We start from the raw sequence: 23,467 nt of genomic DNA, 5'->3' as shown, positions 1-23,467 counted from the left end.
ATGGCAGTGAATGTAAATACCAACGTTTCAGCGATGACTGCGCAACGTTACCTAAACAACGCAAACAGCGCACAACAAACATCAATGGAGCGTCTATCTTCTGGCTCTAAAATCAATAGCGCAAAAGACGACGCTGCGGGCCTACAAATCTCTAACCGTTTGAACGTTCAAAGCCGCGGCTTAGATGTTGCTGTTCGTAACGCGAACGATGGTATCTCTATTGCACAAACCGCTGAAGGCGCAATGAACGAGACGACTAACATCCTGCAACGTATGCGTGATTTGTCTCTACAATCTTCAAACGGCTCAAACTCAAAAGCTGAGCGTGTAGCGATTCAAGAAGAAGTAACGGCTCTGAACGACGAGCTAAACCGCATTGCGGAAACGACGTCTTTTGGTGGTAACAAGCTGCTTAACGGTACTTACGGTACACAATCATTCCAAATCGGTGCGGATAACGGCGAAGCGGTAATGCTGAACCTGAAAGATATGCGCTCTGATAATGCTCAGATGGGTGGTAAGAGCTACCAAACTGAGAACGCTAAAGACAAAGACTGGAACGTACAAGCGGGTTCTAACGACCTAAAACTGTCGTTCACAGATAACTTTGGTCAAGCTCAAGAAATTGACATCAGCGCAAAAGCGGGTGATGACATCGAAGAGCTAGCGACATACATCAACGGTCAACAAGACTCTGTGAAAGCGTCTGTAACTGAAGACGGTAAGCTACAAATGTTCGCTGGTAACAACAAAGTAAGCGGCGATGTGTCTTTCTCTGGTGGTCTTGCTGGTGAGCTAGGTATTCAAGCATCTAAAGAAGTGACGGTTGATACTATCGACGTAACATCTGTTGGCGGTGCACAAGAGTCTGTAGCAATCATCGATGCGGCACTTAAGTACGTAGACAGCCACCGTGCAGAGCTAGGTGCTTTCCAAAACCGTTTCGACCATGCAATCAGCAACTTAGACAACATTAATGAGAACGTTAACGCATCTAAGAGCCGTATTAAAGATACCGACTTCGCGAAAGAAACGACTCAGATGACTAAGTCTCAGATCCTTTCTCAAGCTTCAAGCTCGATTCTTGCTCAAGCGAAGCAAGCGCCAAACTCGGCACTTAGCCTACTAGGTTAATCGATTGAAAAGCCACGTTGACTATAAGCGTTGTTGAGACAAAGCGTTAACGGAAGGCCTCCACAAATTAGCTCGTGGTGAGAGATGAGCGCTAAACAAACCCAGCTTCGGCTGGGTTTTTGCTTTTCTGCGGGTGGCTAAAGTGCATGCGGGAATGCCTAAATTGGGTAATGGGTAATAAGTGAGATTCCCGGTCACGGTCGTCCGTCCTTGTAGGGAATGACGGGAGCCGGACGAAGGTTATCCAATTGTTTTTAATTGCATCACTAGTGGTTAGAGTAAGCAACGACGCAGTTAGACCAAATATTTTATTGTCATTCCAGACCCGAGTATAACGAGGTATCAGGAATCTAGCTTTTCGAGGAAGTGATTTCTTTAGTTTTTGTTTGCCACTTTCAGAAATGAAGAGCTATCTGTACGTCGATGCGGTAATTAACCGTCATTCCAGAACCGAATAGAGCGAAGTGTCAGGAATCTAGCTTTTAGAGGAGGTGATTTTTTAGTTTTGGTTTACCGTTGTCAGAAATGAAGAGCTATCTGTGAGTCGGTGAGGTAATTAACCGTCATCCCAGAGTCGAGTAGAACGAGATATCAGGGATCCGCTTTATTCTTTTTATGTGCAATGCAACACTTATAAATGAGTGAAGACAGGAAACTTTAGCGCATATCGGTCGATTAATTGAACGGCGATCACACTTTTCTTTGTTATTGAAAATAACGCGAAAAAAAACACATTTTTCATTAAAGCTTCTAATTAAGGCGCCGTTAAAGGGATTGAGAGAAATGATATGTACCAATGTAAGGTGAGAGAGACAGTGGTGCGTAAACAAATTGATATGTATTTGTGTGAGGTGAGAGTCACATAAGTGCGTTAAAAAATGCCTAAAGGAGATCAACTATGGCGATTAATGTAAGCACTAACGTGTCTGCAATGACGGCTCAGCGTTACCTAAACAACGCGGCTGAAGGTACTCAAAAATCAATGGAGCGTTTGTCCTCTGGCTATAAAATCAATAGCGCAAAAGATGATGCTGCAGGCTTACAAATCTCTAACCGCTTAACGTCACAAAGTCGCGGCCTAGATATGGCTGTGAAAAACGCAAATGACGGTATCTCTATTGCACAGACAGCTGAAGGTGCAATGAATGAGTCAACCAACATTCTGCAACGTATGCGTGACCTTTCTCTTCAATCTGCAAACGGTTCAAACAGCAAGTCTGAGCGTGTCGCTATCCAAGAAGAAGTATCTGCTCTTAACACAGAACTTAACCGTATCGCTGAAACAACCTCTTTTGGTGGTAACAAGCTTCTAAACGGTACTTACGGTAGCCAATCTTTCCAAATCGGTGCTGACTCAGGTGAAGCGGTAATGCTATCTATGAGCAACATGCGTACCGACACTCAAGAAATGGGTGGTAAGAGCTATGGTGTTACTGAAGGTAAAGATCCATCATGGCGTGTAGGTGCTGGTGCTGACCTGACTATCAAATACAACGATAAGTTCGGTGAAGCTCAAGAGCTATCTATCTCTGCTAAAGAAGGCAACGATATCGAAGAGCTAGCAACTTACATCAACGGTCAAAGCCAAGACGTTAAAGCGTCTGTAGGTGAAGGCGGTAAACTGCAACTTTTCGCTTCTAGCCAAAAAGTTGAGGGTGATGTTGAGTTTGGTGGCAGTCTTGCAAGTGAGCTAGGTATTGGTGCAGGCAAAGATGTAACTGTAAACGACATCGACGTAACATCAGTTGCGGGTGCAAACGAAGCGGTATCCATCATCGATGGCGCTCTAAAATCTGTAGATAGCCAACGTGCATCTCTTGGTGCATTCCAAAACCGTTTTGACCACGCAATCAGCAACTTAGACAACATCAACGAAAACGTTAATGCGTCTAAGAGCCGTATCAAAGATACCGATTACGCGAAAGAAACAACAGCAATGACCAAGTCTCAAATCCTACAACAGGCGAGTACGTCTATTCTAGCTCAAGCAAAACAATCGCCATCAGCAGCTCTAAGCTTATTGGGCTAAACTTACCTCGGTAAGTAGCGGTAAACTCCGCTTTAAGTGGAGTTTTACTGTTGGCTCATGAAGGAGGGAGGGAGAGTGTTATGGAAATACCATCTAACGCATCGAACATCCAGCCTTATGGCTCACCTAATGGCATTAAAATTGCAAGCGATGAAGGTAGTAGTGCGTCGAGCATTTCACGACTGAAAGAAGCAACCTCTCATGGTAAGGTAGAGAAATCGAAAGAAGAAGCTACCGAAGCTGCGATTCAATTAGCTCAAGAGAGAAAAGAGTTAAATGATGAAGAGCGAGTCAAAATGGTGGAGAAGGTAAACGAGTTTATCTCCTCTCTCAATAAGGGCGTTGCCTTTAAGGTCGATGAAGAATCGGGAAGGGATGTGGTGACTATTTATGAAACCACAACCGGCGATATTATTCGTCAGATACCTGATGAAGAAATGCTTGAAATTCTAAGACGCCTAGCAGCCCAAAACTCGAATAGTAGAATATTTGAGGTGAAGGTCTAAGTCGTATTATTGAGGTGGTTTAATGAGTTTTGGCCCAATGGGGATTTCGTCTGGCATGGATATCAATTCCATGGTCAGCAAAATTGTGGATTCAGAGCGTGTACCTAAACAGCAACGAATCGACAATGAAAGAGCGCGAATCGATACCAGCATTAGTGCCTATGGAAGACTCAGAGAATCTCTCGATTCGATGAAAAACCTGATGACAAACTTTCGTCAGGAAAAAGCTTTCGCTGTACGTACAGTGGAAAGTACTGATGAAGCGCTTGTTTCTGCAACCGCGACTACTGAAGCGATCGCTGGCAAATATGCCATCGATGTGTTGCAGCTTGCCCAGAGTCATAAAGTAGCGTCTGATGTTCTATCTGATGATATGAAATTTGGCCCGGGTAAGCTGCAGGTTTCGCTTGGTGATAATAGCTTTGATGTGCAAGTTGGCGATAGATCAAAGCTAATCGATATTGTTCGCAGCATAAACGGTGCAGATGGAAACCCAGGCGTTCGTGCATCCATTATTAATGATACCGAAGGCCCCCGACTTATTGTCGCCTCCAACCAGTCTGGCGCAGACCAACAGATCAGCATCAATGTAGAATCTGATGCGTCAAATCCTCTAAAAAAACTCGAATACAAAACCCTTGAAGAACGTGTTTTAGCGCTAGAGAAAGCTCGCCTTGCCGCTCAAGACGTACTTGGCCTCACACCTGCTGGAAAAGCCGTTGCTCTTATCGGTGAAGCTATCTCTGATGATGATCCGAAAGCTGATCAAGCTGTCGACGAAGACGGCAATATCATTCCAGGTTCTCAAGCGGACTCAACATCCCCTGCAGAAGATGGCTCTCAAAGCCTTAGCTTCGGTGAACAAGCCGCTGCAGATGGCCAAGCTGCCCTAGACGCCGCTCAAGCGGCAAAATCTGTCATGCCTGAAGACAATATCCCAGGTTGGACGGAAACCGCTTCTGGCACGTTGTTAGATTCTTATTACACACCAGAGCTTGAGCTTGACGAAAAAGCGATCGAGAAGGCGCCTGATGTTCCTGGTTGGTCGAACACGGCCTCTGGTACTTTGACTGATTCATATGTGACACCGAAAGAAGCTCAGCAGAAATTAGAAGCAGAGCAAGCACGTATTGAAGAGAAGATCGCTCAAGAAAAAGCGGATCTGGCCAAGAAAGTAGAAAACGGTGAATTGACCGCAGAGCAAGCGAAAAATATCGAACGTGCCAAATTAGAGCCTGAAGAGCGAGACCGCTTAGAGAAAGTCGACAAGGCACAAGCTGATTTGGCGCTTGCTCAGCAATCTTTTGATAGTTACAGCGGCATGACCGAAGTTCAAGCTGGCCAAGACTCAATGGTCGTTCTGGACGGTGTCGCTCAGCTCTCGAGTAACAACAATGTGATTGAAGATGCTGTTGAAGGCATTGATATTACGGTGAAAGGAAAGACGCCAAAAGATAAGCCGCCGGCAGAAATTGGTGTTGAGTACGACCGCAATAGTGTTCGCCAAGACATTGAAGCTTTTGTGAATTCCTACAACCAGTTTTACCAAGTGTCTAAAAACTTGGCAGGTGTCGATCCTGCGAGCGGACAAAAAGGCCCACTTTCTGGCGATAGTACGGTTCGTAACGCCGACTCACGATTGAAAGGGGTATTCTCTTCAAGTATAGAAGGGGCGCCAGAGAACCTTAAGTCTTTAACAGAGTTTGGTATCACGACCACAAGACAAGGCTCGTTAGAGATCAACTACGACATGCTTGACCGCCAGCTAAACAATAACTTTGATAAGCTGGGTGAGTTCTTTGGCGGCAATAATGGCTTTGCTAAAAAAGTCGAAGATGCGATTCAGGGTATCACTGGTATTACGGGTTCAATCCGTACTCGAGAAAAGAGTTTGGTTGAACAGAACTACCGTTTAGCAGACGACCAAAACGCCTTAGACCGCCGTATGGACAGTCTCGAAAGTCGTACTCACTCTAAGTTCACCGCAATGCAAGATGCAACCAGTAAGATGCAGTCTCAGCTTGGCAGCATGATGAATGCGTTGGGTTAATAGATGACCAATCAGCTTCAAGAGCTTTGTGAACTAGATCAATTAATTATCTCTAAGCTCGAATTTAGTGAAATAAATGCTGAAGAAATAGCGACACTTGTCGATAACAGAGAACAGTTATTGCAAAACGTGCTTCAATTCATCGATTCATACCCTGACGTTAAGCAAAGTTCGGAGTGGTTTGAAGCCATTTCGAGAACAAGACAATTAGTCGAATTGATGCAGTCTGAAACTGGTCGGGTAGGGAAAAACCTGCACAAGTACCGACACGGTGCCAAGTCAGTTCAACAATACAAAAAGTTTTTATAGAAGAGGTTTACTATGCGCGGTTCTTTACAGGCATATAAAAAGGTATCAGTGGATAGTCAGTTAACGGCTGCCTCACCGCATAAGATTGTGCAAATGCTGATGGCGGGCGCGATCGAGCGTTTGATCCAAGGTAAAGCGGCAATGCAAGCGGGCAATATTCCTGTTAAAGGTGAGCGTCTTGGCAAGGCTCTAGATATCATTATTAGCCTACGCAGCTGCCTTTCTATGGACGATGGTGGTGATATTGCGAAAAACCTAGATCAACTTTATGAGTTCATGATCACGCAAATTTCTGCGGCAAATCACAAAAATGACCCTCAGCCTATTGATGATGTTATCGATATTATTCGCGAAATTAAGAGTGCTTGGGACCAAATTCCGAATGAATATCACAACTTGACGTCAGCTGAAGTCGGTATTTAAAGAAAAATTGCTGTTTTAGCCAACCTTAGATCCGCTAATTGGTTGGTTGCCTTATTTTTTTAATCAAATAAAATAGAAGCCATTAGATAGCCTAATGGCTTTTTTCGTTGCTGATTTCATAAATTTGTCCTCGTAAACCATGATCACAGATAGAATTCTAAATTTTATGGATTACGTTGCTCACCGTTTTTCCGCATCGCACCAAAATAAAGGCAATAATTCCTACTTATGCAAGGTTTGGCAAAACTGCTTGTCGTAGACGATAACGCTCAAGATCGTCACAATTTAAGCACAATATTAGAGTTTGTAGGAGAGAGCTGCGAAGTTATCAGCTCTGAACAAGCGCGCAAAGTCGACTGGTCATTGCAGTGGGCAGGTTGCATTATCGGCTCAATAAAAGGTAAATGCTTCAACGCATCACTGAATGATAAGCTTGTTCACGCGAATCATATCCCTTTGCTTGTGATTGGCAAAAACAACCATCCTGTTGATGAGCTTACCAATTTTGTTGGTGAACTCGAGCTGCCCCTAAACTACCCCCAGTTAAGTGACGCATTAAGACACTGCAAAGATTTCCTAGGTCGCAAAGGGGTTCAAGTTGTCTCTTCAGCGCGCAAGAACACACTGTTTCGCAGCCTAGTGGGTCAAAGTGCAGGTATTCAAGAAGTTCGTCACCTTATTGAACAAGTCTCCTCTACTGAAGCGAATGTAATGATTCTTGGTGAGTCCGGGACCGGTAAAGAGGTGGTTGCACGTAACATCCATTATCATTCAAAGCGCCGCTCTGGCCCGTTTGTTCCAGTGAACTGTGGCGCAATCCCGCCAGATTTGTTGGAGAGTGAACTTTTCGGTCATGAAAAGGGCGCATTTACTGGCGCAATTACCGCACGTAAAGGGCGTTTTGAGTTAGCTGAAGGTGGCACACTATTCCTTGATGAAATTGGCGACATGCCAATGGCTATGCAAGTTAAGCTGTTACGCGTATTACAAGAGCGATGCTTTGAACGCGTAGGTGGCAATTGTACTATTCAGGCGAACGTTCGAGTGATTGCGGCCACACACCGTAACCTTGAAGATATGATCGACGATGATTCATTCCGTGAAGATCTTTACTACCGCTTGAACGTGTTCCCGATTGAAATGCCGGCATTACAAGTGCGTAAAGAAGACATTCCTCTTCTTCTTCAGGAACTTATGACGAGAATGGAAGCGGAAGGTAGCATGCCTATCTGCTTTACGCCTCGCGCGATTAACTCTCTTATGGAACATGACTGGCCAGGTAACGTACGTGAACTGGCGAACTTGGTGGAACGTATGGTTATTCTCTACCCGAATAGCTTAGTGGACGTAAACCACCTACCAACTAAGTATCGATACAGTGATATTCCTGAATTCCAACCAGAGTTTAGTAGCTTTGTGTCTGAGGAAGAGCAAGAGCGTGACGCGTTAGCCGACCTGTTTTCGGAAGATTTCAGCTTCGATCAGCAAGATGATATGACTGACAACGCGAATGCACCTCAGGAATTACCACCAGAAGGGGTTAACCTGAAAGAGCTGCTCGCTGATATGGAAGTGAATATGATCAATCAAGCCTTGGAAGCGCAGAGCGGTATTGTTGCTCGAGCGGCAGACATGTTAGGCATGCGAAGAACCACTCTGGTTGAGAAAATGCGTAAATACAATCTGCAGCGTTAGTGTTCTGCTTTTCGAAAAACGAAAAAACAAACACGAAGTTTTTAGCTAATCGTTCACTTTAGCTAAGCGATAAGATAAACCATAGTCGAGTTGTTGCTTGCTTAACTATTTGATAAATAAAGCAAATAGCCTGGCTCGTTTTGTGCATGTCAGGCTGTTTTAGTATCTGAGGCACATTTTTGACATGCACGTTTCTAACGAACCAGAAAATCAATCACACTTAGATTCTGTTGAACAACAGGTTGAGCGTTACAAGCAAGTGCTCGATGTTATGCCCGCTGGTGTTATCTTGCTAGATACCCATGGTGAAGTAAGAGAAGCAAACCCTGAAGCGCACCGCATTCTTGGCGTAGAGTTAGTTGGAGAAAAGTGGTTTTCTGTTATCCAAAGTGCTTTTGATCCAAAAGACGATGATGGTCATGAGATCTCATTAAAGAACGGTCGAAAGGTACGTTTGGCTATTTCTGCGTCTACCACAGGTCAGCTGATTTTGATTACCGATCTGACTGAGACGCGTTTGCTGCAATCACGGGTTAGTGATCTTCAGCGTTTGTCGTCATTAGGCAGAATGGTGGCGTCACTTGCTCACCAGGTTCGTACACCGCTTTCTAGCGCGATGTTGTATGCGTCAAACCTTGCCGCACCGAATCTACCAGCGGCAACGAAGACACGTTTTCAATCTAAGCTCATGGATAGACTTCATGACTTAGAGAAGCAAGTCAATGACATGCTGTTATTTGCTAAGGGCGGCGATAACAAGGTGGTGAAACCTTTTACTGTGGCTGAATTGATCACAGAGTTTCAGCCAATGGTCGAAGCGGCGTTGAAATCGAACAAAATTGATTACTGCCAAGAAGTGGAAGGCGAACTGACTCAAATGTTCGGCAATGCCAACGCGATTGCCTCTGCTTTGAGTAATCTCGTTTTGAATGCGGTTCAAATTGCCGGCAAAGAATCACAAATAGATGTGTTTTTTAGGCCGGTCAACGGCGAGCTTAAGATATCAGTACAAGACAGTGGTCCCGGCGTACCGAGAGAGCTTCAAGGTAAAATCATGGAACCATTCTTTACCACTCGCTCGCAAGGTACAGGCTTAGGCTTGGCGGTTGTACAAATGGTATGTCGAGCACACGAAGGCCGATTGGAATTGATATCAGAAGAGGGTGACGGCGCATGCTTTACCATGTGCTTGCCACTAGAAAGAAACGCTTCTACTGAAGACTAATAAGTTTTAACTGAATTTACACTGGAGAACCCTATGGCTCAAAGCAAAGTGTTAATCGTCGAAGATGATGAAGGTCTACGTGAGGCCCTTGTCGATACACTCGCGCTTGCTGGCTATGAGTGGCTAGAAGCAGATTGTGCTGAAGATGCTCTGGTCAAACTAAAATCGAATTCTGTTGATATCGTTGTCTCTGATGTTCAGATGGCAGGTATGGGCGGATTAGCACTATTAAGAAACATCAAGCAGCATTGGCCGAATCTCCCAGTATTGTTGATGACAGCTTATGCCAACATCGAAGATGCCGTTGCTGCAATGAAAGAGGGCGCTATCGATTACATGGCAAAGCCATTTGCGCCGGAAGTACTGCTAAATATGGTGAGCCGTTACGCTCCCGTTAAGTCGGACGACAATGGTGATGCCATCGTTGCCGATGAGAAAAGTATCAAACTAATGATGCTGGCCGATAAAGTGGCCAAAACGGACGCAAATGTTATGATTCTTGGCCCAAGTGGTTCAGGTAAAGAAGTGATGTCACGCTACATCCACAATGCCTCTAACCGTAAAGATGGTCCGTTTGTCGCGATTAACTGTGCTGCAATTCCTGACAATATGTTGGAAGCGACTCTGTTCGGTTACGAGAAAGGCGCATTTACTGGCGCTATTCAGGCGTGTCCGGGTAAGTTTGAACAAGCTCAAGGCGGTACTATTTTACTCGATGAAATCAGTGAAATGGACCTTGGCCTACAAGCTAAGTTACTCCGTGTGCTGCAAGAGCGTGAAGTTGAGCGTTTAGGTAGTCGCAAGAGTATTAAACTTGATGTTCGTGTACTCGCGACCAGTAACCGAGACCTCAAGCAGTATGTGTCTGAGGGTAATTTCCGTGAAGACTTGTACTACCGTTTGAATGTTTTCCCAATTTCTTGGCCTCCACTGTGTGAACGTAAAGGTGATATTGAGCCTTTGGCGAAGCACTTGGTTGAGCGCCACTGTACCAAACTGGGTATGCCAGTACCGGTTATGTCAACTCAAGCGATCAGCAAACTCGTCAATTATCCGTGGCCGGGGAACGTCCGTGAGCTTGATAATGTCGTGCAGCGTGCCTTGATTCTGAGCGAAGAAGAAAAAATTTCTTGTGAGCATATTCTACTTGAAGGGATTGATTGGCAAGATGCTGGTGGTTTACAGAAGATTGTAGAAGGTAGCGATGTAGCAACGCCGGATATCAAGCCTATTGCAGAAGCAAGCCCGGTTAATAAAATCGCTTCAAGCAGTGAAGGGTTAGGGAATGAGCTGAGAGATCAAGAGTATGCGATTATCCTCGAAACTTTGATCGTATGTAATGGCCGACGTAAAGATATGGCTGAGAAACTAGGTATTAGCCCTCGTACATTGCGCTATAAATTAGCAAAAATGCGCGATGCTGGAATAGATATCCCAAACTAAACACTGATTAGTAGTGTAAGCTTTCTGACTAGTGTAATTGGGTGTCTAGTCGTTTTAGGTATGGCACGCTAATTGCTGCGTCAATAATACAGCAAAATAGATAGTCATAAATTTGACTCCTTGAGGTAGTAAATGAGAATAGATGGTTTACATGGCGAAATGCAGGCAATGATGGCCGAAGCTGCGAGCTCGCGCCTTGCTGCGACAGGACAAACGGTCGGTGCAGACTTCGGCAACATGCTGACGCAAGCCATCAACAATGTGAACTCATTGCAAAAGACCTCAGGGGATCTTCAAACTCGTTTTGATAGCGGTGACCAAAGTGTGTCGCTGTCTGAGGTGATGATTGCTCGCAATAAATCTAGTGTGGCCTTTGAAGCGACAATTCAAATTAGAAATAAGTTGGTTGAGTCGTATAAAGAGCTTATGAATATGCCGGTATAAGTTGGGTATTTAAGTAGTGGCAGATAATAGTCAAACAACAGATTTAACCGTGAGCGATGGTAACGACCACGCACTCATTGCGAGTGCTGAGCTGGACGGAGAAGGGCAAAATCCCGATCTAGGTGAACGTAGTTCATCTAAATTTGATATGGCCGTAGGTGACCTAGATTTACTTCGTCAGGTTGTCTTAGTGCTGTCTATCTCAATCTGTGTCGCGCTTATTGTGATGCTGTTTTTCTGGGTAAAAGAGCCAGAAATGCGTCCATTAGGGGCTTACGAAACAGAAGAATTGATCCCAGTTCTTGACTACTTAGATCAGCAAAAGATCGAATATTCACTTGAAGGCAATACTATCTCTGTACCTGCGAGTGAATATAATTCTCTGAAGCTTAATATGGTTCGAGCTGGCTTGAACCAGGAGACAAGAGAAGGTGATGACATTCTTATGCAAGATATGGGCTTTGGAGTCTCACAGCGTTTAGAGCAAGAGCGCCTCAAGTTGAGCCGTGAACGGCAGTTGGAGGCGGTTTTTGAAGAGATGCAGCCAGTACGCAAGGCTCATGTCCTATTGGCTTTGCCTAAACAAAGTGTTTTTGTCCGTCATAATCAAGAAGCCTCTGCTTCAGTTTTTTTAACACTAAAAACGGGTACTAACCTCAAGCAGCAAGAAGTCGAATCTATTGTTGATATGGTCGCCAGTGCGGTTCCGGGAATGAATACTTCACGAATTACCGTGACAGATCAGCATGGTAGACTGCTGAGTTCTGGTTCTGAAGACCCAACATCAGCAGCGCGTCGTAAAGAACATGAGTTAGAGCGCAACCAAGAACAAGCACTGCGTGAGAAAATTGACTCTATCTTGATTCCTATCCTTGGTTTTGGAAACTACACGGCTCAGGTTGATATTCAGCTCGACTTCAACGCAGTTGAGCAAACCAGAAAACGTTTCGATCCTAACACACCGGCAACGCGAAGCGAATACACCCTAGAAGATTACAACAACGGCAACACTGTCGCTGGTATTCCGGGGGCTTTGAGCAATCAGCCTCCATCAGATGCGTCTATCCCTCAAGATGTGGCTCAGATGAAAGATGGCGCGATGACTGGTCAGGGCTCTGTTCATAAAGAAGCGACGCGAAACTTCGAATTAGACACCACTATCAGCCACGAGCGTAAGCAGACTGGTACGGTGAACCGTCAAACGGTATCGGTAGCGATTAAAGATCGTCAATCCATCAACCCAGATACGGGTGAAGTGGTGCACACGCCAATCCCTGCTAGCGAAATCAACGCGATTCGCCAAGTACTTATTGGTACGGTCGGTTTTGATGAAAGCCGCGGTGATTTATTGAATGTATTAAGCATGCAGTTCGCACCACAAATCACAGATGTGGTTCCTGATGTACCAATTTGGGAACACCCTAACTTCAATGATTGGGTACGTTGGTTTGCAAGCGCGTTGGTTATTATTGTGGTGGTGTTAGTTCTTGTTCGTCCAGCGATGAAGAAACTGCTTAACCCAGCCGCAGACAGTGATGACCAGATGTACGGCCCAGACGGCATGCCAATTGGTGCCGATGGCGAGACCAGCCTAATTGGTGGTGACATTGAAGGTGGCGAGCTGTTTGAATTTGGTTCAAGCATCGACTTACCGAACCTTCACAAAGATGAAGACGTGCTGAAAGCAGTACGTGCACTTGTAGCGAATGAACCAGAGCTAGCAGCTCAAGTAGTTAAGAATTGGATGGCAGATGGCTAACGAAATTGTTCCACAACAATCTGAAGGCGGTGAAGTGCTTGATGTCTCAAGTGTGGATATCGGCTCTATCTCAGGCGATGAACGTGCTGCGATCTTATTGCTAAGTTTGAACGAAGAGGACGCGGCCGGAATTATTCGCCATCTAGAACCTAAGCAGGTTCAACGTGTGGGTAGTGCAATGGCTCGTGCAACAGATTTGTCTCAAGAAAAAGTCGGCGCTGTGCACCGTGCTTTCTTAGATGATATTCAGAAGTACACCAACATCGGTATGGGCAGTGAAGACTTCATGCGTAATGCGTTGGTGGCTGCTCTGGGTGAAGACAAGGCCAACAACCTTGTCGACCAAATCCTTCTAGGAACCGGTTCAAAAGGCTTGGATTCTCTTAAGTGGATGGACCCTCGTCAGGTGGCAAGTATCATCATTAACGAGCACCCGCAGATTCAAACCATCGTGTTGTCTTACTTAGAGGCCGATCAGTCTGCTGAGATTCTGTCTCAGTTCCCTGAACGTGTACGTCTAGATCTGATGATGCGTATTGCCAATCTTGAAGAAGTTCAACCTTCGGCGCTTGCTGAGTTGAATGAAATCATGGAGAAACAATTCGCGGGTCAAGCTGGTGCCCAAGCAGCTAAAATTGGCGGTCTGAAGGCAGCGGCAGAGATCATGAACTACATGGATAATAACGTAGAAGGTGTCTTGATGGATCAAATCCGCGATCAAGACGAAGACATGGCAACGCAGATTCAAGATCTTATGTTTGTCTTTGAAAACCTTATTGAAGTGGATGACCAAGGCGTTCAGAAACTGCTACGTGACGTACCACAAGACGTTCTCCAGAAAGCACTTAAAGGTGCTGATGAAGGCCTACGTGAGAAGATCTACAAGAACATGTCTAAACGTGCTGCCGATATGATGAGAGACGATATTGAGGCGATGCCGCCAGTGAAAGTCTCTGACGTAGAAGCAGCTCAGAAAGAGATTTTGGGTATTGCGAGGAAGATGGCAGACAGTGGCGAGATTATGCTGTCTGGTGGCGCCGATGAGTTCCTTTAATACAGAAACCTCAACAGCCCCACACCATTGGGGCTTTTCTTTATCCAACCTCGAACCACAGATTAATTATAGTTTAACTGCCTGAATTTAAGAGCAGTTGGACTCACTCAGAAATAGGTACTGATATGTCAGGTGATAGAAAACGCGGCTTCCTTCGCCCTGAAGAAGATAATACGGTTGCCCAACCTCAGAAATGGGGGCTACCTGATTACACCTCTGATGTGAGTATACAAGCCAAAGAAACGGCGTTTAACTACGACCCAGGTTGGATGCCAACGGTTGAAGAAGCGATCGAAGAAGAAGAGCTAATTCTGACCGAAGAACAAATCGAACTGATCAAGCAAGGCGCTTACCAAGAAGGTCTGCATCAAGGTCAGGAAGCTGGCTTCAAGCAAGGTTATGAAAAGGGTAAAGAAGAAGGCTTCGCCGCAGGCCATGCCGAAGGTAATGAAGTCGGAAAGCTCGAAGGTGTCACCGCTGGTCAAGAGTATATTCAACAACAAGTTGCTATTTTTATGGGGCTCGCGAATCAATTTGCTCAACCTTTAGAGCTGATGAACGCTCAGGTTGAAAAGCAGCTGGTGGACATGGTGCTGTCCATGGTTAAAGAGGTGGTGCACGTTGAAGTTCAGACCAATCCACAAATCATCCTAGATACCGTGAAAGAGTCAGTAGAGTCGCTGCCGATCTCTGGTCACGCTATTACGTTGAAGCTTAATCCAGAAGACGTCACGATCATTCGCTCTGCACATGGGGATACTGAACTGGACTGCCGCAATTGGACATTAGTTTCAGAGCCTGCGCTCAACCGTGGCGATGTACAAATTGAAGCGGGTGAGTCGAGTGTGAACTATCGAATGGAAGAGCGTGTGAAGAACGTTATCCAGAGCTTCTGTGGTGCTAATCGCCATCAAGGTCATGCGTAATGCTTGAGTTAGCGAATCGTCTCAGCCAATACAAAGTCGAAGGGCTAAAATCACGTCCCGTTGCCTCTGGTAAATTGTTGCGGGTAGTCGGACTAACCCTTGAAGCAACTGGCTGTAAAGCCCCGATCGGCAGTCTGTGTTTAGTTGAAACCATGTCTGGCCAGATGGAAGCTGAGGTCGTTGGCTTCTCCGGTGATAACCTGTTTCTGATGCCGAGTGAACAAATCACAGGGATTTTACCCGGTGCTCGCGTCACTCCTATGACTTCTGAAAGTAGTATCCCGGTGGGTATGGAATTGCTCGGCCGTGTTATCGACGGTGTGGGTAACCCACTGGATGGGCTTGGTCCTATCTACACTGAGCAACGCGCATCATTCAGTGCCGAACCGATTAACCCTCTGGCACGTAAGCCAATTTCTGAACCACTTGATGTTGGCTTGAAAGCGATTAACGGCCTGCTGACGGTAGGTAAAGGGCAACGTATCGGTCTGTTCGCCGGTTCTGGTGTCGGTAAATCCGTAACACTAGGTATGATGACTCGAGGTACCACAGCGCAAGTGGTTGTGGTGGGCTTAATCGGTGAGCGTGGACGTGAAGTAAAAGAGTTTATCGAAGAGATTCTTGGTGAAGACGGCCGTAAGCGATCGGTTGTGGTTGCTGCGCCTGCCGATTCATCACCATTGATGCGATTGAAAGGCTGTCAAACGGCGCTAACGGTGGCGGAATATTTCCGCGACCAAGGTTTAGATGTTTTGCTCCTGATGGACTCACTGACCCGTTTTGCACAGGCTCAGCGTGAAATCGCACTATCTGTTGGCGAGCCGCCAGCAACTAAAGGTTATCCGCCATCGGTATTTGCTAAGTTGCCAGCGCTGGTTGAGCGTGCGGGTAACGGCAATGATAAGCAAGGTTCAATCACCGCTTTCTTTACCGTACTAACCGAAGGCGATGATCTACAAGATCCAATCGCCGATGCTTCACGAGCGATTCTTGATGGCCACGTTGTGTTGTCACGTGAAATGGCAGATGCGGGCCATTATCCTGCGATTGACGTTGAGAAATCTGTCAGCCGTGTGATGCCTCAAATCACCACCGAAGAACATGTGTTGATGTCGAAAGCCGTAAGACAAGTGCTTTCTATCTGTCGCAAGAACCAAGACTTGGTGTCGATTGGTGCTTACAAGCCGGGTACCGATACGGCGATTGATAGCGCCTTCACCTTGAAGCCGAAGTTAGATGAGTACTTGCAGCAGAAGATGAAAGAAACAGTTCCTTACGATATGTGCGTCAACATGTTGAAGCACGTACTAGGTGGCTAGCAGGTCATTAAGGTTAGTCATGGATAACGCATTAGAGTTTCTTCTCGACCAAGCAAAAGACCAAGAAAACCAAGCAGTCCTAGCGCTTAACAAAGCGAATGCTGAGTTGCAAGGTTACTACGAACAGGTCGCGCAGATTGAAAAGTATCGACTGGATTATTGCCAGCAACTTGTTGATAGAGGCAAGGCTGGACTAACAGCCAGCCAATATGGGCATTTGAATCGCTTTTTAACTCAATTGGATGAAACGCTTTCTAAACAGCGAGAAGCGGAGCATCACTTTAAAAATCAGGTCGATAACTGCCAGAACTACTGGATGGAATTGCGTAAGAAGCGCAAATCCTACGAGTGGTTGATGGAGAAGAAGCAGAAAGAGAGAGCCAAACTGCAGGATCAAAGAGAGCAAAAGCAGATGGATGAGTTTTCAACTTTGCTCTATAGCCGAAAGAAGATGTGATCCTGAGCCACGAATCCTACTGGCGCTATTCAGATGGTGATTAGCTGAGGTTTCTAGGCATGTTTCTTGCTCTGTTTTATATAAAATTGCGCATTGTGCCTGCTAAAGGTATGAAAGCATCCGACTTTCTTTTTGTTACCTGTTTATGGTGGCAAAGCTAGTAGATAGAGCTTGTATATATGAACGTTAGTCCTTCTTCAAATTCAGCGACCAATACAACGTCTTCGTTGTTGGATACTGGTTCTGCCGCTTCAAAGGTGGAGGAAAGCGGTGACTCAAAAGGTTTCTTTGAATCTTTTAAAGAAGCGCTCGGCTTTGAAGAAAGTGAAGCTTCAGATGAAGCAAGGAAAACGAACTCAACAGCTGAGACTACGGATGAGTCAAGCCAAGCACAAAGTAAGCAAGTGGCTTCAGAAGTTGAGGGTGAGCAAGCCACAGACAAAACTCCTGTAGAGGCAGTCTCTAGCTCAGAGTCTCAACTTAAAGCGAATTCAGCCGATGATACAGCTACCGCTAACAAGGCGGGTGAGAAAGATGAGTTGCCTAACAACAACGGCTCTAAGGAGCAGACAGCTCCACCCCAAGGTCAGGCTTCATCAGCGGTAAACGAATCGACCCAAGCATCGCAAGCGGCGGCTGTGATGAATGAAGGAAACAAGTTATTAGGCCAGTTGGATGAGGCAAATAACACGCTGAATCAGACGCCAAACGGCAAAGCCTTGCCACAGCAGTCTCAGTTAGAACTGGCTCAGTTGGATCAAGCTCAAGGTAATATTCCAGGAGCTTCTGTTGAAGGTGACGTGGGTAAGCAACTACAGCAAACTAACGCAGCGAATCAAGGTAGCGCGCTAGAAGTGGACTCTGAAATTGCTGTGCTTACTGGCGGGAAAGGCGTTTCCCAATTAACAGATGATGAAATTCGTCAGTTGATGGATAAAGGCGTTACTCCAGAGCAGATTGAAGCAAGCATGAGCCGAGAGCTCAGCCAGAAAAATGCAGCACAAGCAGCAGTTGCTGGGCAAAGCCAAGCACTGTCTTCAGCGGATATTGAGTTAGCAAAACAGGTAGATGCTCACACCAAAGCGCTCAATCAACTTAACGCTCAGATTGAGTCAAAACAGTCTGTTATTGATGGTTTACTGCAGAAGCAGCAAAGTGGCGCAAGTTTGACAACAGATGAACAAGCGATGCTGGCTAAAACGACCGCTGAGTTAAATGTTTTGAATAAACAACTCGTAAACGTTCAGCAACAAGCAACGGCTTTATTGAGCCAAGCTCCGGGTGCAAACAATGCCTCTGCTGAGCCTGTTGCGATTGATTGGGATAATACAGATTCAAATGAAGCCAAAGCCTTAGCAGCGGCAGCTTCAACAGCAGCGCAGCGAACTGCGGCACAAGCTGCAAGTAATGCGGCTACCACTCATGCAGCGACGGATAAAGCAGCAATGTTGCACGCTAATAATACGCATGTAGCCCAACAGGCAGCTGCTCAACAAGCTAATGTAGCAGCACAACAGCCACAAGCTGCGTTGGATCCGGCGTTAACCGCGCAAGGTGTGGCGCTGAATGCAGCACCAGCCGCGACTAAAGCGGGTTCAACAGATATGTTGCTTAAGGCCGGTGCAGGTGCGGCTGCTCTTTTTGGCCTAGGCAAAGCCGGTGCTAAGGAAGATTCGAAAGACTCCACATTTGCTCAGCAGATAGCTTCTGCGTCTGGTGTACAAGGTGCAGCGAACGCAAGTTCACCACCAACACGAGCCGAGATTCAAGCCGCTCAACAGGCACCGTTGCAGCTGACTAAAGAGCTAGCAAACGAACAGGTCGCTGAAAAAGTACAAATGATGATGTCTAAAAACCTTAAGAACTTAGACATTCGACTCGACCCACCAGAGCTGGGACATATGAAGATCCGCATGACCATGAATAATGACGTGGCTAACGTGCACTTTACAGTGAACAGCCAACAGGCGAGGGATGTGATTGAACAAACCTTACCTCGATTGAGAGAGATGCTTGCTCAACAGGGTATGCAGCTTGCCGATTCATCAGTTCAACAGCAAAGTTCAGGTCAAGGGCAAGACAGATACAACAGTGGTGAGCAACAATCAGGCTCTAACCGCACAAATGATACGCAAGGTGATGAAAACCTTGATAGTGGCAGCAATCTTGAATTGAATGTCGCATCAAAGCGTGATGGAATTAGTTATTATGCCTAATACCAGGCTGAGCACACTGAGTTAACAGACAGAACCAGCTAATAGACAGAACCGTCAGTTAATCGAAAGAACAGGAAGTTAGAGTAAAGTATGGCAGAAGTACAAGATGCACCTAAAGGGAAGAGTAAGCTCCTTATTATCATTATAGCGGTCGTTGTTTTACTGCTTGGTATTGGTGGTGCGCTGTTCTTTTTCTTAGGCTCCGATGATAGTGCCTCAGAATCTCAGTCCCAGCCAGCCACTGCTGTGGTTGCAGCAGAGCCTGTTATGTATGTGAACATCCCTCAGCCCTTCTTGTTCAATGTGACAGGTGATAAAAAAGATCGCCTAGTTCAGATAAAAGCACAGCTGATGGTGCGTGGTAGCAAGAATGAAGACCTGGCGCGTTACCACTCTCCACTTGTAGAAAGCACATTGCTCGCAACGTTCGCTTCGGCAACGGTTGATCAACTTCGCTCACCAACAGGGCGAGTAGAACTGCGTGACAAAGCGACAGAAGATATTAAAGCAAGTCTGGCTCAAGCTGTTGGCCAGCCTGTGATTGAAAAAGTGTTATTCACTGACTTCGTAATTCAATAGGTAATTTGTGACCGATTTATTAAGCCAAGACGAAATTGATGCGCTGTTACACGGCGTTGATGATGTTGAAGAAGTTGAAGATGTCTTAGAGACCGACAATGATAGTGCGGTTAATTTTGACTTCTCCTCTCAAGATCGAATCGTCCGTGGTCGAATGCCGACCCTTGAACTTATTAACGAGCGTTTCGCACGTCATATGCGAATTAGCTTATTTAATTTGTTGCGTAAAACGGCTGAAGTGTCGATCAACGGTGTACAGATGATGAAATTTGGTGAATACCAAAACACCCTGTACGTACCAACCAGTTTAAACATGGTGCGTTTCCGTCCGCTTAAAGGTACGGCGTTGATCACCATGGAAGCGCGGCTTGTTTTCATTCTTGTAGAAAACTTCTTTGGTGGCGATGGACGATTCCACGCCAAGATTGAAGGCCGTGAATTTACGCCAACGGAAAGGCGTATTATCCAGCTGCTGCTGAAGATTGTATTTGAAGATTACAAAGAAGCTTGGTCACCAGTAATGGGGGTTGAGTTTGAATATTTGGATTCTGAAGTGAACCCGAGTATGGCGAACATTGTGAGCCCAACCGAAGTGATCGTAGTTAGCTCATTCCATATCGAAGTGGATGGCGGCGGTGGCGACTTCCACGTAGTCATGCCTTACTCCATGGTTGAGCCGATCCGTGAACTGCTTGATGCGGGTGTTCAATCAGACAAAATGGAAACCGATGTTCGTTGGAGCACAGCACTGCGTGATGAAATCATGGACGTGCCTGTTAACTTCCGCGTCAACCTTCTAGAGCAAGATATCTCACTACGTGACTTAATGGAGCTGCGCCCTGGTGATGTCATTCCAATGAACATGCCTGAGCACGCGACTATGTTCGTAGAGGAGCTGCCGACCTACCGTGTAAAGATGGGGCGCTCGGGTGAAAAACTCGCGGTACAGATTTCTGAAAAAATTCAAAGACCTCATGTGGTAAAAACTGATCTCGCTTTCCTAGGCAAAGACTTAATGTCTGAACTAGAAAATAGCGATGATAACGAATAGCAAAATAGATAAAAGTATAGGAATTGGTAATGGAACCTAGTGAAGATCAAAAGTTAGCGGACGAATGGGCTGCAGCACTTGGTGAGGATCCTTCTGCGCCGTCAATTGATATTGATGACGTGCTTGCGGCACCACTTGATGAGCTAACTGATTCATCGTCTCCGATTTCTGAAGACGAGCGTCGTAAACTGGATACCATTATGGATATCCCAGTCACCATTTCTATGGAAGTTGGCCGGTCTCAGATCAGTATCCGTAACCTTCTGCAATTGAACCAAGGTTCGGTTGTTGAGCTAGACCGCATTGCTGGTGAATCACTGGATGTGATGGTCAATGGTACCCTGATCGCTCACGGTGAGGTGGTTGTGGTGAACGACAAATTTGGTATTCGCTTGACCGATGTAATTAGCCAAACAGAACGTATTAAGAAGCTACGTTAATGAGCTTATCTTCTCTAAGGTTGAAGAGCTTATCTCGAGCAATAGTCGGAATGGGGCTACTCTCAATTCCTTCTGTTGCCTTTGCAGCGACGCCGCCTTCTCTTGATTTAGCGACTACTTTTGGGTCGCTAATTTTCGTTATAGCCTTCATTTTATTTATTGCTTGGTTGCTTAAGCGCATGCAAGTGCCAACGATGTCTAATCAACAAGGTTTGGTGATTGTTAGGCAAATCCCTGTGGGTACCAAAGAGCGTATCGCTATTGTACAAGCGGGTGATGAGCAGTTCTTGGTGGGCATTACTACCCAATCTATTCAGCTGATCTCTAAGCTTGATAAACCTCTTACACAGGAGATGCTGGAAAAAAGTACATTCTCAAGTCAGCTTTCCCAGCTCATGAAAAAAGATGCAAACAAATAACGGACTTTTGAACTCATCTTACTTTTGCCAAGCCGGAGCTTTCCGAGTGGCGAAAGTGTTGCTGGTTCAGCTTACTCTTCTCTGTACCCTTTTGTTTAGTGTATCGGTATTTGCACAGGCTGAAGACGGCACTGTTATTCCTGCCAACACAGCTGGTTCAGAGTCGGTCACCATCAGCACGATGGAACAAGACCAAGCCAAATCGACCACTATGACCACGGGTAGCTTGACGGGTAGCGGGGGCGGCATTCCAGCCTTCACCATGACGACCAATGCTAACGGTGGTGAAGACTACTCGATCAACCTGCAAATTCTTGCGTTGATGACCATGCTTGGCTTCTTGCCGGCAATGGTTATTTTAATGACTTCGTTCACCCGTATTGTTGTTGTGATGTCTATTCTGCGTCAGGCAATGGGTTTGCAACAAACACCATCGAACCAAGTTATCATCGGTATCGCGATATTCTTGACCTTCTTCATCATGTCACCGGTGATCAATCAGGTGAATGAACAGGCGGTTCAACCTTATTTGAATGAGCAGATCACCGCACGACAAGCATTTGATGTCGCCCAAGGGCCGATCAAATCATTCATGCTCAAGCAGACCCGAATCAAAGACTTAGAGACTTTTGTTGAGATCTCCGGTTCGGAAGTGACCAACCCTGAAGACGTTTCAATGGCGGTGCTGATTCCTGCATTTATCACCTCTGAACTCAAAACGGCTTTCCAGATTGGCTTTATGCTGTTCTTGCCGTTTTTGATCATCGACTTAGTGGTGGCGTCGGTATTGATGGCGATGGGTATGATGATGTTGTCACCCATGATCGTATCGCTACCGTTTAAGTTGATGCTGTTCGTTCTTGTTGATGGTTGGAACCTGATACTCTCCACACTCGCCGGCAGTTTTGCCTTGTAGCTGGGGGACATCATGAATCCTGAAATATTCGTAGAGTTGTTCCGAGACGCACTTTGGATGGTGTTAATCATGGTTTGCGCCATCATTATTCCCAGCCTGCTTATTGGTTTAGTCGTCGCTATTTTCCAAGCAGCGACCTCTATCAACGAACAAACATTGAGTTTCCTGCCGCGTTTGATCGTGACTTTATTAGCCTTGATGCTGTTTGCGCACTGGATGACTCAGATGATGATGGAGTTCTTTTTTGAACTCATCGAACGTTTACCTCAAGTTCTGTATTAAACCGATATGGAATACCCAACGAGCCTTGTACTAGAGTGGTTAGCCAATTATTTTTGGCCTTACACTCGCATCTCAGCCATGCTGATGGTGATGACGGTCACCGGTGCACGTTTTGTGTCGCCGCGTATTCGTCTGTACTTAGGTTTGGCGATTACCTTCGCAGTCATGCCTGCGATTCCCGCGGTTCCCAGAGAGATTGAACTGCTCTCTTTCCAAGGCTTCCTAACCGTCTTCGAACAAATTGTGATTGGTGTGGCGATGGGTTTTGTCACTCAGTTTATGATTCAAACCTTTGTTATGCTCGGTCAAATCCTTGGTATGCAATCGAGCTTAGGTTTCGCCTCTATGGTCGACCCAGCAAACGGCCAGAACACGCCAGTATTGGGTCAGCTCTTCATGCTACTTGCCACTATGTTCTTCTTGGCAACCGACGGTCACTTGAAGATGTTGCAGCTGGTGGTATTCAGTTTTAAAACTCTGCCGATTGGTAGTGGCTCTCTGACCTCGGTCGATTTTCGAGAGCTGGCATTATGGCTCGGCATCATGTTCAAAGCGGCATTGGCGATGTCGCTGTCGGGAATAATCGCGTTGCTGACGATAAACCTGTCATTCGGTGTAATGACACGTGCCGCGCCTCAGCTAAACATCTTTTCTTTGGGTTTTGCATTTGCGCTACTCGTGGGTCTGTTGCTTTGTTGGTACATCCTTGGCGGCTTATATAGTCACTATGAGCTATTTTGGATGCAAGGTGAGCAACAGATATGTCGTCTAATCCGGTTAGATTGCTAGGA

The 23,467-nt window shown here is 45.9% G+C and carries 23 protein-coding genes; all 23 read left to right on the top strand.

What is annotated here, in order from left to right:
• The 23 genes from A3712_RS12110 (at position 1) to fliR (ending at position 23,465) form a co-directional block, all read left to right on the top strand.
• On the top strand, positions 1–1,134 hold the full coding sequence (locus A3712_RS12110; RefSeq protein WP_063523634.1) for a flagellin: 1,134 nt from the start codon (positions 1–3) through the stop codon (positions 1,132–1,134).
• Positions 1,135–2,032: 898 nt separating this feature from the next.
• Entirely contained in the window at positions 2,033–3,163 is a 1,131-nt protein-coding gene (locus A3712_RS12105) for a flagellin (protein WP_063523633.1), read from the top strand.
• 80 nt (positions 3,164–3,243) lie between these two features.
• On the top strand, positions 3,244–3,669 hold the full coding sequence (gene flaG, locus A3712_RS12100; protein ID WP_063523632.1) for a flagellar protein FlaG: 426 nt from the start codon (positions 3,244–3,246) through the stop codon (positions 3,667–3,669).
• Between the two features lie 22 nt (positions 3,670–3,691).
• Positions 3,692–5,719 (top strand): flagellar filament capping protein FliD, encoded by a 2,028-nt coding sequence (gene fliD / locus A3712_RS12095; RefSeq protein ID WP_063523631.1) that lies wholly within the window; start codon positions 3,692–3,694, stop codon positions 5,717–5,719.
• 3 nt (positions 5,720–5,722) lie between these two features.
• Entirely contained in the window at positions 5,723–6,028 is a 306-nt protein-coding gene (locus tag A3712_RS12090) for a flagellar protein FliT (protein ID WP_063523630.1), read from the top strand.
• 12 nt (positions 6,029–6,040) lie between these two features.
• On the top strand, positions 6,041–6,451 hold the full coding sequence (gene fliS / locus A3712_RS12085; protein ID WP_008218262.1) for a flagellar export chaperone FliS: 411 nt from the start codon (positions 6,041–6,043) through the stop codon (positions 6,449–6,451).
• A gap of 228 nt (positions 6,452–6,679) precedes the next feature.
• Positions 6,680–8,146, top strand: coding sequence for a sigma-54 dependent transcriptional regulator (locus A3712_RS12080; RefSeq protein ID WP_063523629.1), 1,467 nt, complete (start codon positions 6,680–6,682; stop codon positions 8,144–8,146).
• A 184-nt stretch (positions 8,147–8,330) separates the two neighbouring features.
• Positions 8,331–9,371, top strand: coding sequence for a sensor histidine kinase (locus A3712_RS12075; RefSeq protein WP_063523628.1), 1,041 nt, complete (start codon positions 8,331–8,333; stop codon positions 9,369–9,371).
• Positions 9,372–9,404: 33 nt separating this feature from the next.
• A complete protein-coding gene (locus A3712_RS12070; protein ID WP_063523627.1) occupies positions 9,405–10,814 on the top strand; it encodes a sigma-54-dependent transcriptional regulator in 1,410 nt (469 codons plus the stop codon).
• A 132-nt stretch (positions 10,815–10,946) separates the two neighbouring features.
• Complete coding sequence (fliE, locus tag A3712_RS12065) at positions 10,947–11,258, top strand: flagellar hook-basal body complex protein FliE (protein WP_063523626.1); 312 nt, start codon at positions 10,947–10,949, stop codon at positions 11,256–11,258.
• Positions 11,259–11,274: 16 nt separating this feature from the next.
• Positions 11,275–13,017, top strand: a complete 1,743-nt coding sequence (gene fliF, locus A3712_RS12060) for a flagellar basal-body MS-ring/collar protein FliF (RefSeq protein WP_063523625.1) — start codon at positions 11,275–11,277, stop codon at positions 13,015–13,017.
• On the top strand, positions 13,010–14,071 hold the full coding sequence (gene fliG, locus A3712_RS12055) for a flagellar motor switch protein FliG (RefSeq protein WP_063523624.1): 1,062 nt from the start codon (positions 13,010–13,012) through the stop codon (positions 14,069–14,071). Before fliF ends, fliG begins: the two co-directional genes overlap by 8 nt.
• 125 nt (positions 14,072–14,196) lie before the next feature.
• Positions 14,197–14,997 (top strand): flagellar assembly protein FliH, encoded by an 801-nt coding sequence (gene fliH, locus A3712_RS12050; protein WP_063523623.1) that lies wholly within the window; start codon positions 14,197–14,199, stop codon positions 14,995–14,997.
• Positions 14,997–16,316, top strand: a complete 1,320-nt coding sequence (gene fliI / locus A3712_RS12045) for a flagellar protein export ATPase FliI (protein WP_063523622.1) — start codon at positions 14,997–14,999, stop codon at positions 16,314–16,316. The genes fliH and fliI overlap by 1 nt, the downstream gene beginning before the upstream one ends.
• A 19-nt stretch (positions 16,317–16,335) precedes the next feature.
• Positions 16,336–16,773, top strand: coding sequence for a flagellar export protein FliJ (gene fliJ / locus A3712_RS12040; protein WP_063523621.1), 438 nt, complete (start codon positions 16,336–16,338; stop codon positions 16,771–16,773).
• A gap of 179 nt (positions 16,774–16,952) precedes the next feature.
• Positions 16,953–18,989, top strand: coding sequence for a flagellar hook-length control protein FliK (locus A3712_RS12035; RefSeq protein WP_063523620.1), 2,037 nt, complete (start codon positions 16,953–16,955; stop codon positions 18,987–18,989).
• A gap of 90 nt (positions 18,990–19,079) precedes the next feature.
• The gene (fliL, locus tag A3712_RS12030) at positions 19,080–19,568 is read left to right on the top strand and encodes a flagellar basal body-associated protein FliL (RefSeq protein ID WP_004739848.1); all 489 of its coding nucleotides are present in this window, start codon (positions 19,080–19,082) and stop codon (positions 19,566–19,568) included.
• Positions 19,569–19,575: 7 nt separating this feature from the next.
• Positions 19,576–20,619, top strand: coding sequence for a flagellar motor switch protein FliM (fliM, locus tag A3712_RS12025; RefSeq protein ID WP_063523619.1), 1,044 nt, complete (start codon positions 19,576–19,578; stop codon positions 20,617–20,619).
• 29 nt (positions 20,620–20,648) lie between these two features.
• The gene (gene fliN, locus A3712_RS12020; protein ID WP_063523618.1) at positions 20,649–21,059 is read left to right on the top strand and encodes a flagellar motor switch protein FliN; all 411 of its coding nucleotides are present in this window, start codon (positions 20,649–20,651) and stop codon (positions 21,057–21,059) included.
• Entirely contained in the window at positions 21,059–21,478 is a 420-nt protein-coding gene (gene fliO / locus A3712_RS12015) for a flagellar biosynthetic protein FliO (RefSeq protein ID WP_063523617.1), read from the top strand. The genes fliN and fliO overlap by 1 nt, the downstream gene beginning before the upstream one ends.
• Entirely contained in the window at positions 21,465–22,394 is a 930-nt protein-coding gene (fliP, locus tag A3712_RS12010) for a flagellar type III secretion system pore protein FliP (protein ID WP_197465817.1), read from the top strand. Before fliO ends, fliP begins: the two co-directional genes overlap by 14 nt.
• Positions 22,395–22,406: 12 nt before the next feature.
• On the top strand, positions 22,407–22,676 hold the full coding sequence (gene fliQ / locus A3712_RS12005; RefSeq protein ID WP_004739854.1) for a flagellar biosynthesis protein FliQ: 270 nt from the start codon (positions 22,407–22,409) through the stop codon (positions 22,674–22,676).
• A gap of 6 nt (positions 22,677–22,682) precedes the next feature.
• On the top strand, positions 22,683–23,465 hold the full coding sequence (fliR, locus tag A3712_RS12000; RefSeq protein WP_063523616.1) for a flagellar biosynthetic protein FliR: 783 nt from the start codon (positions 22,683–22,685) through the stop codon (positions 23,463–23,465).
• Positions 23,466–23,467 lie beyond the last annotated feature (2 nt).

It is taken from the genome of Vibrio sp. HI00D65 (assembly GCF_001635455.1).
Classification (GTDB): Bacteria; Pseudomonadota; Gammaproteobacteria; order Enterobacterales; family Vibrionaceae; genus Vibrio.
The sequence above is the reverse complement of the archived record's forward strand: the minus strand, read 5'-3'. Positions and strand labels throughout refer to the sequence as shown.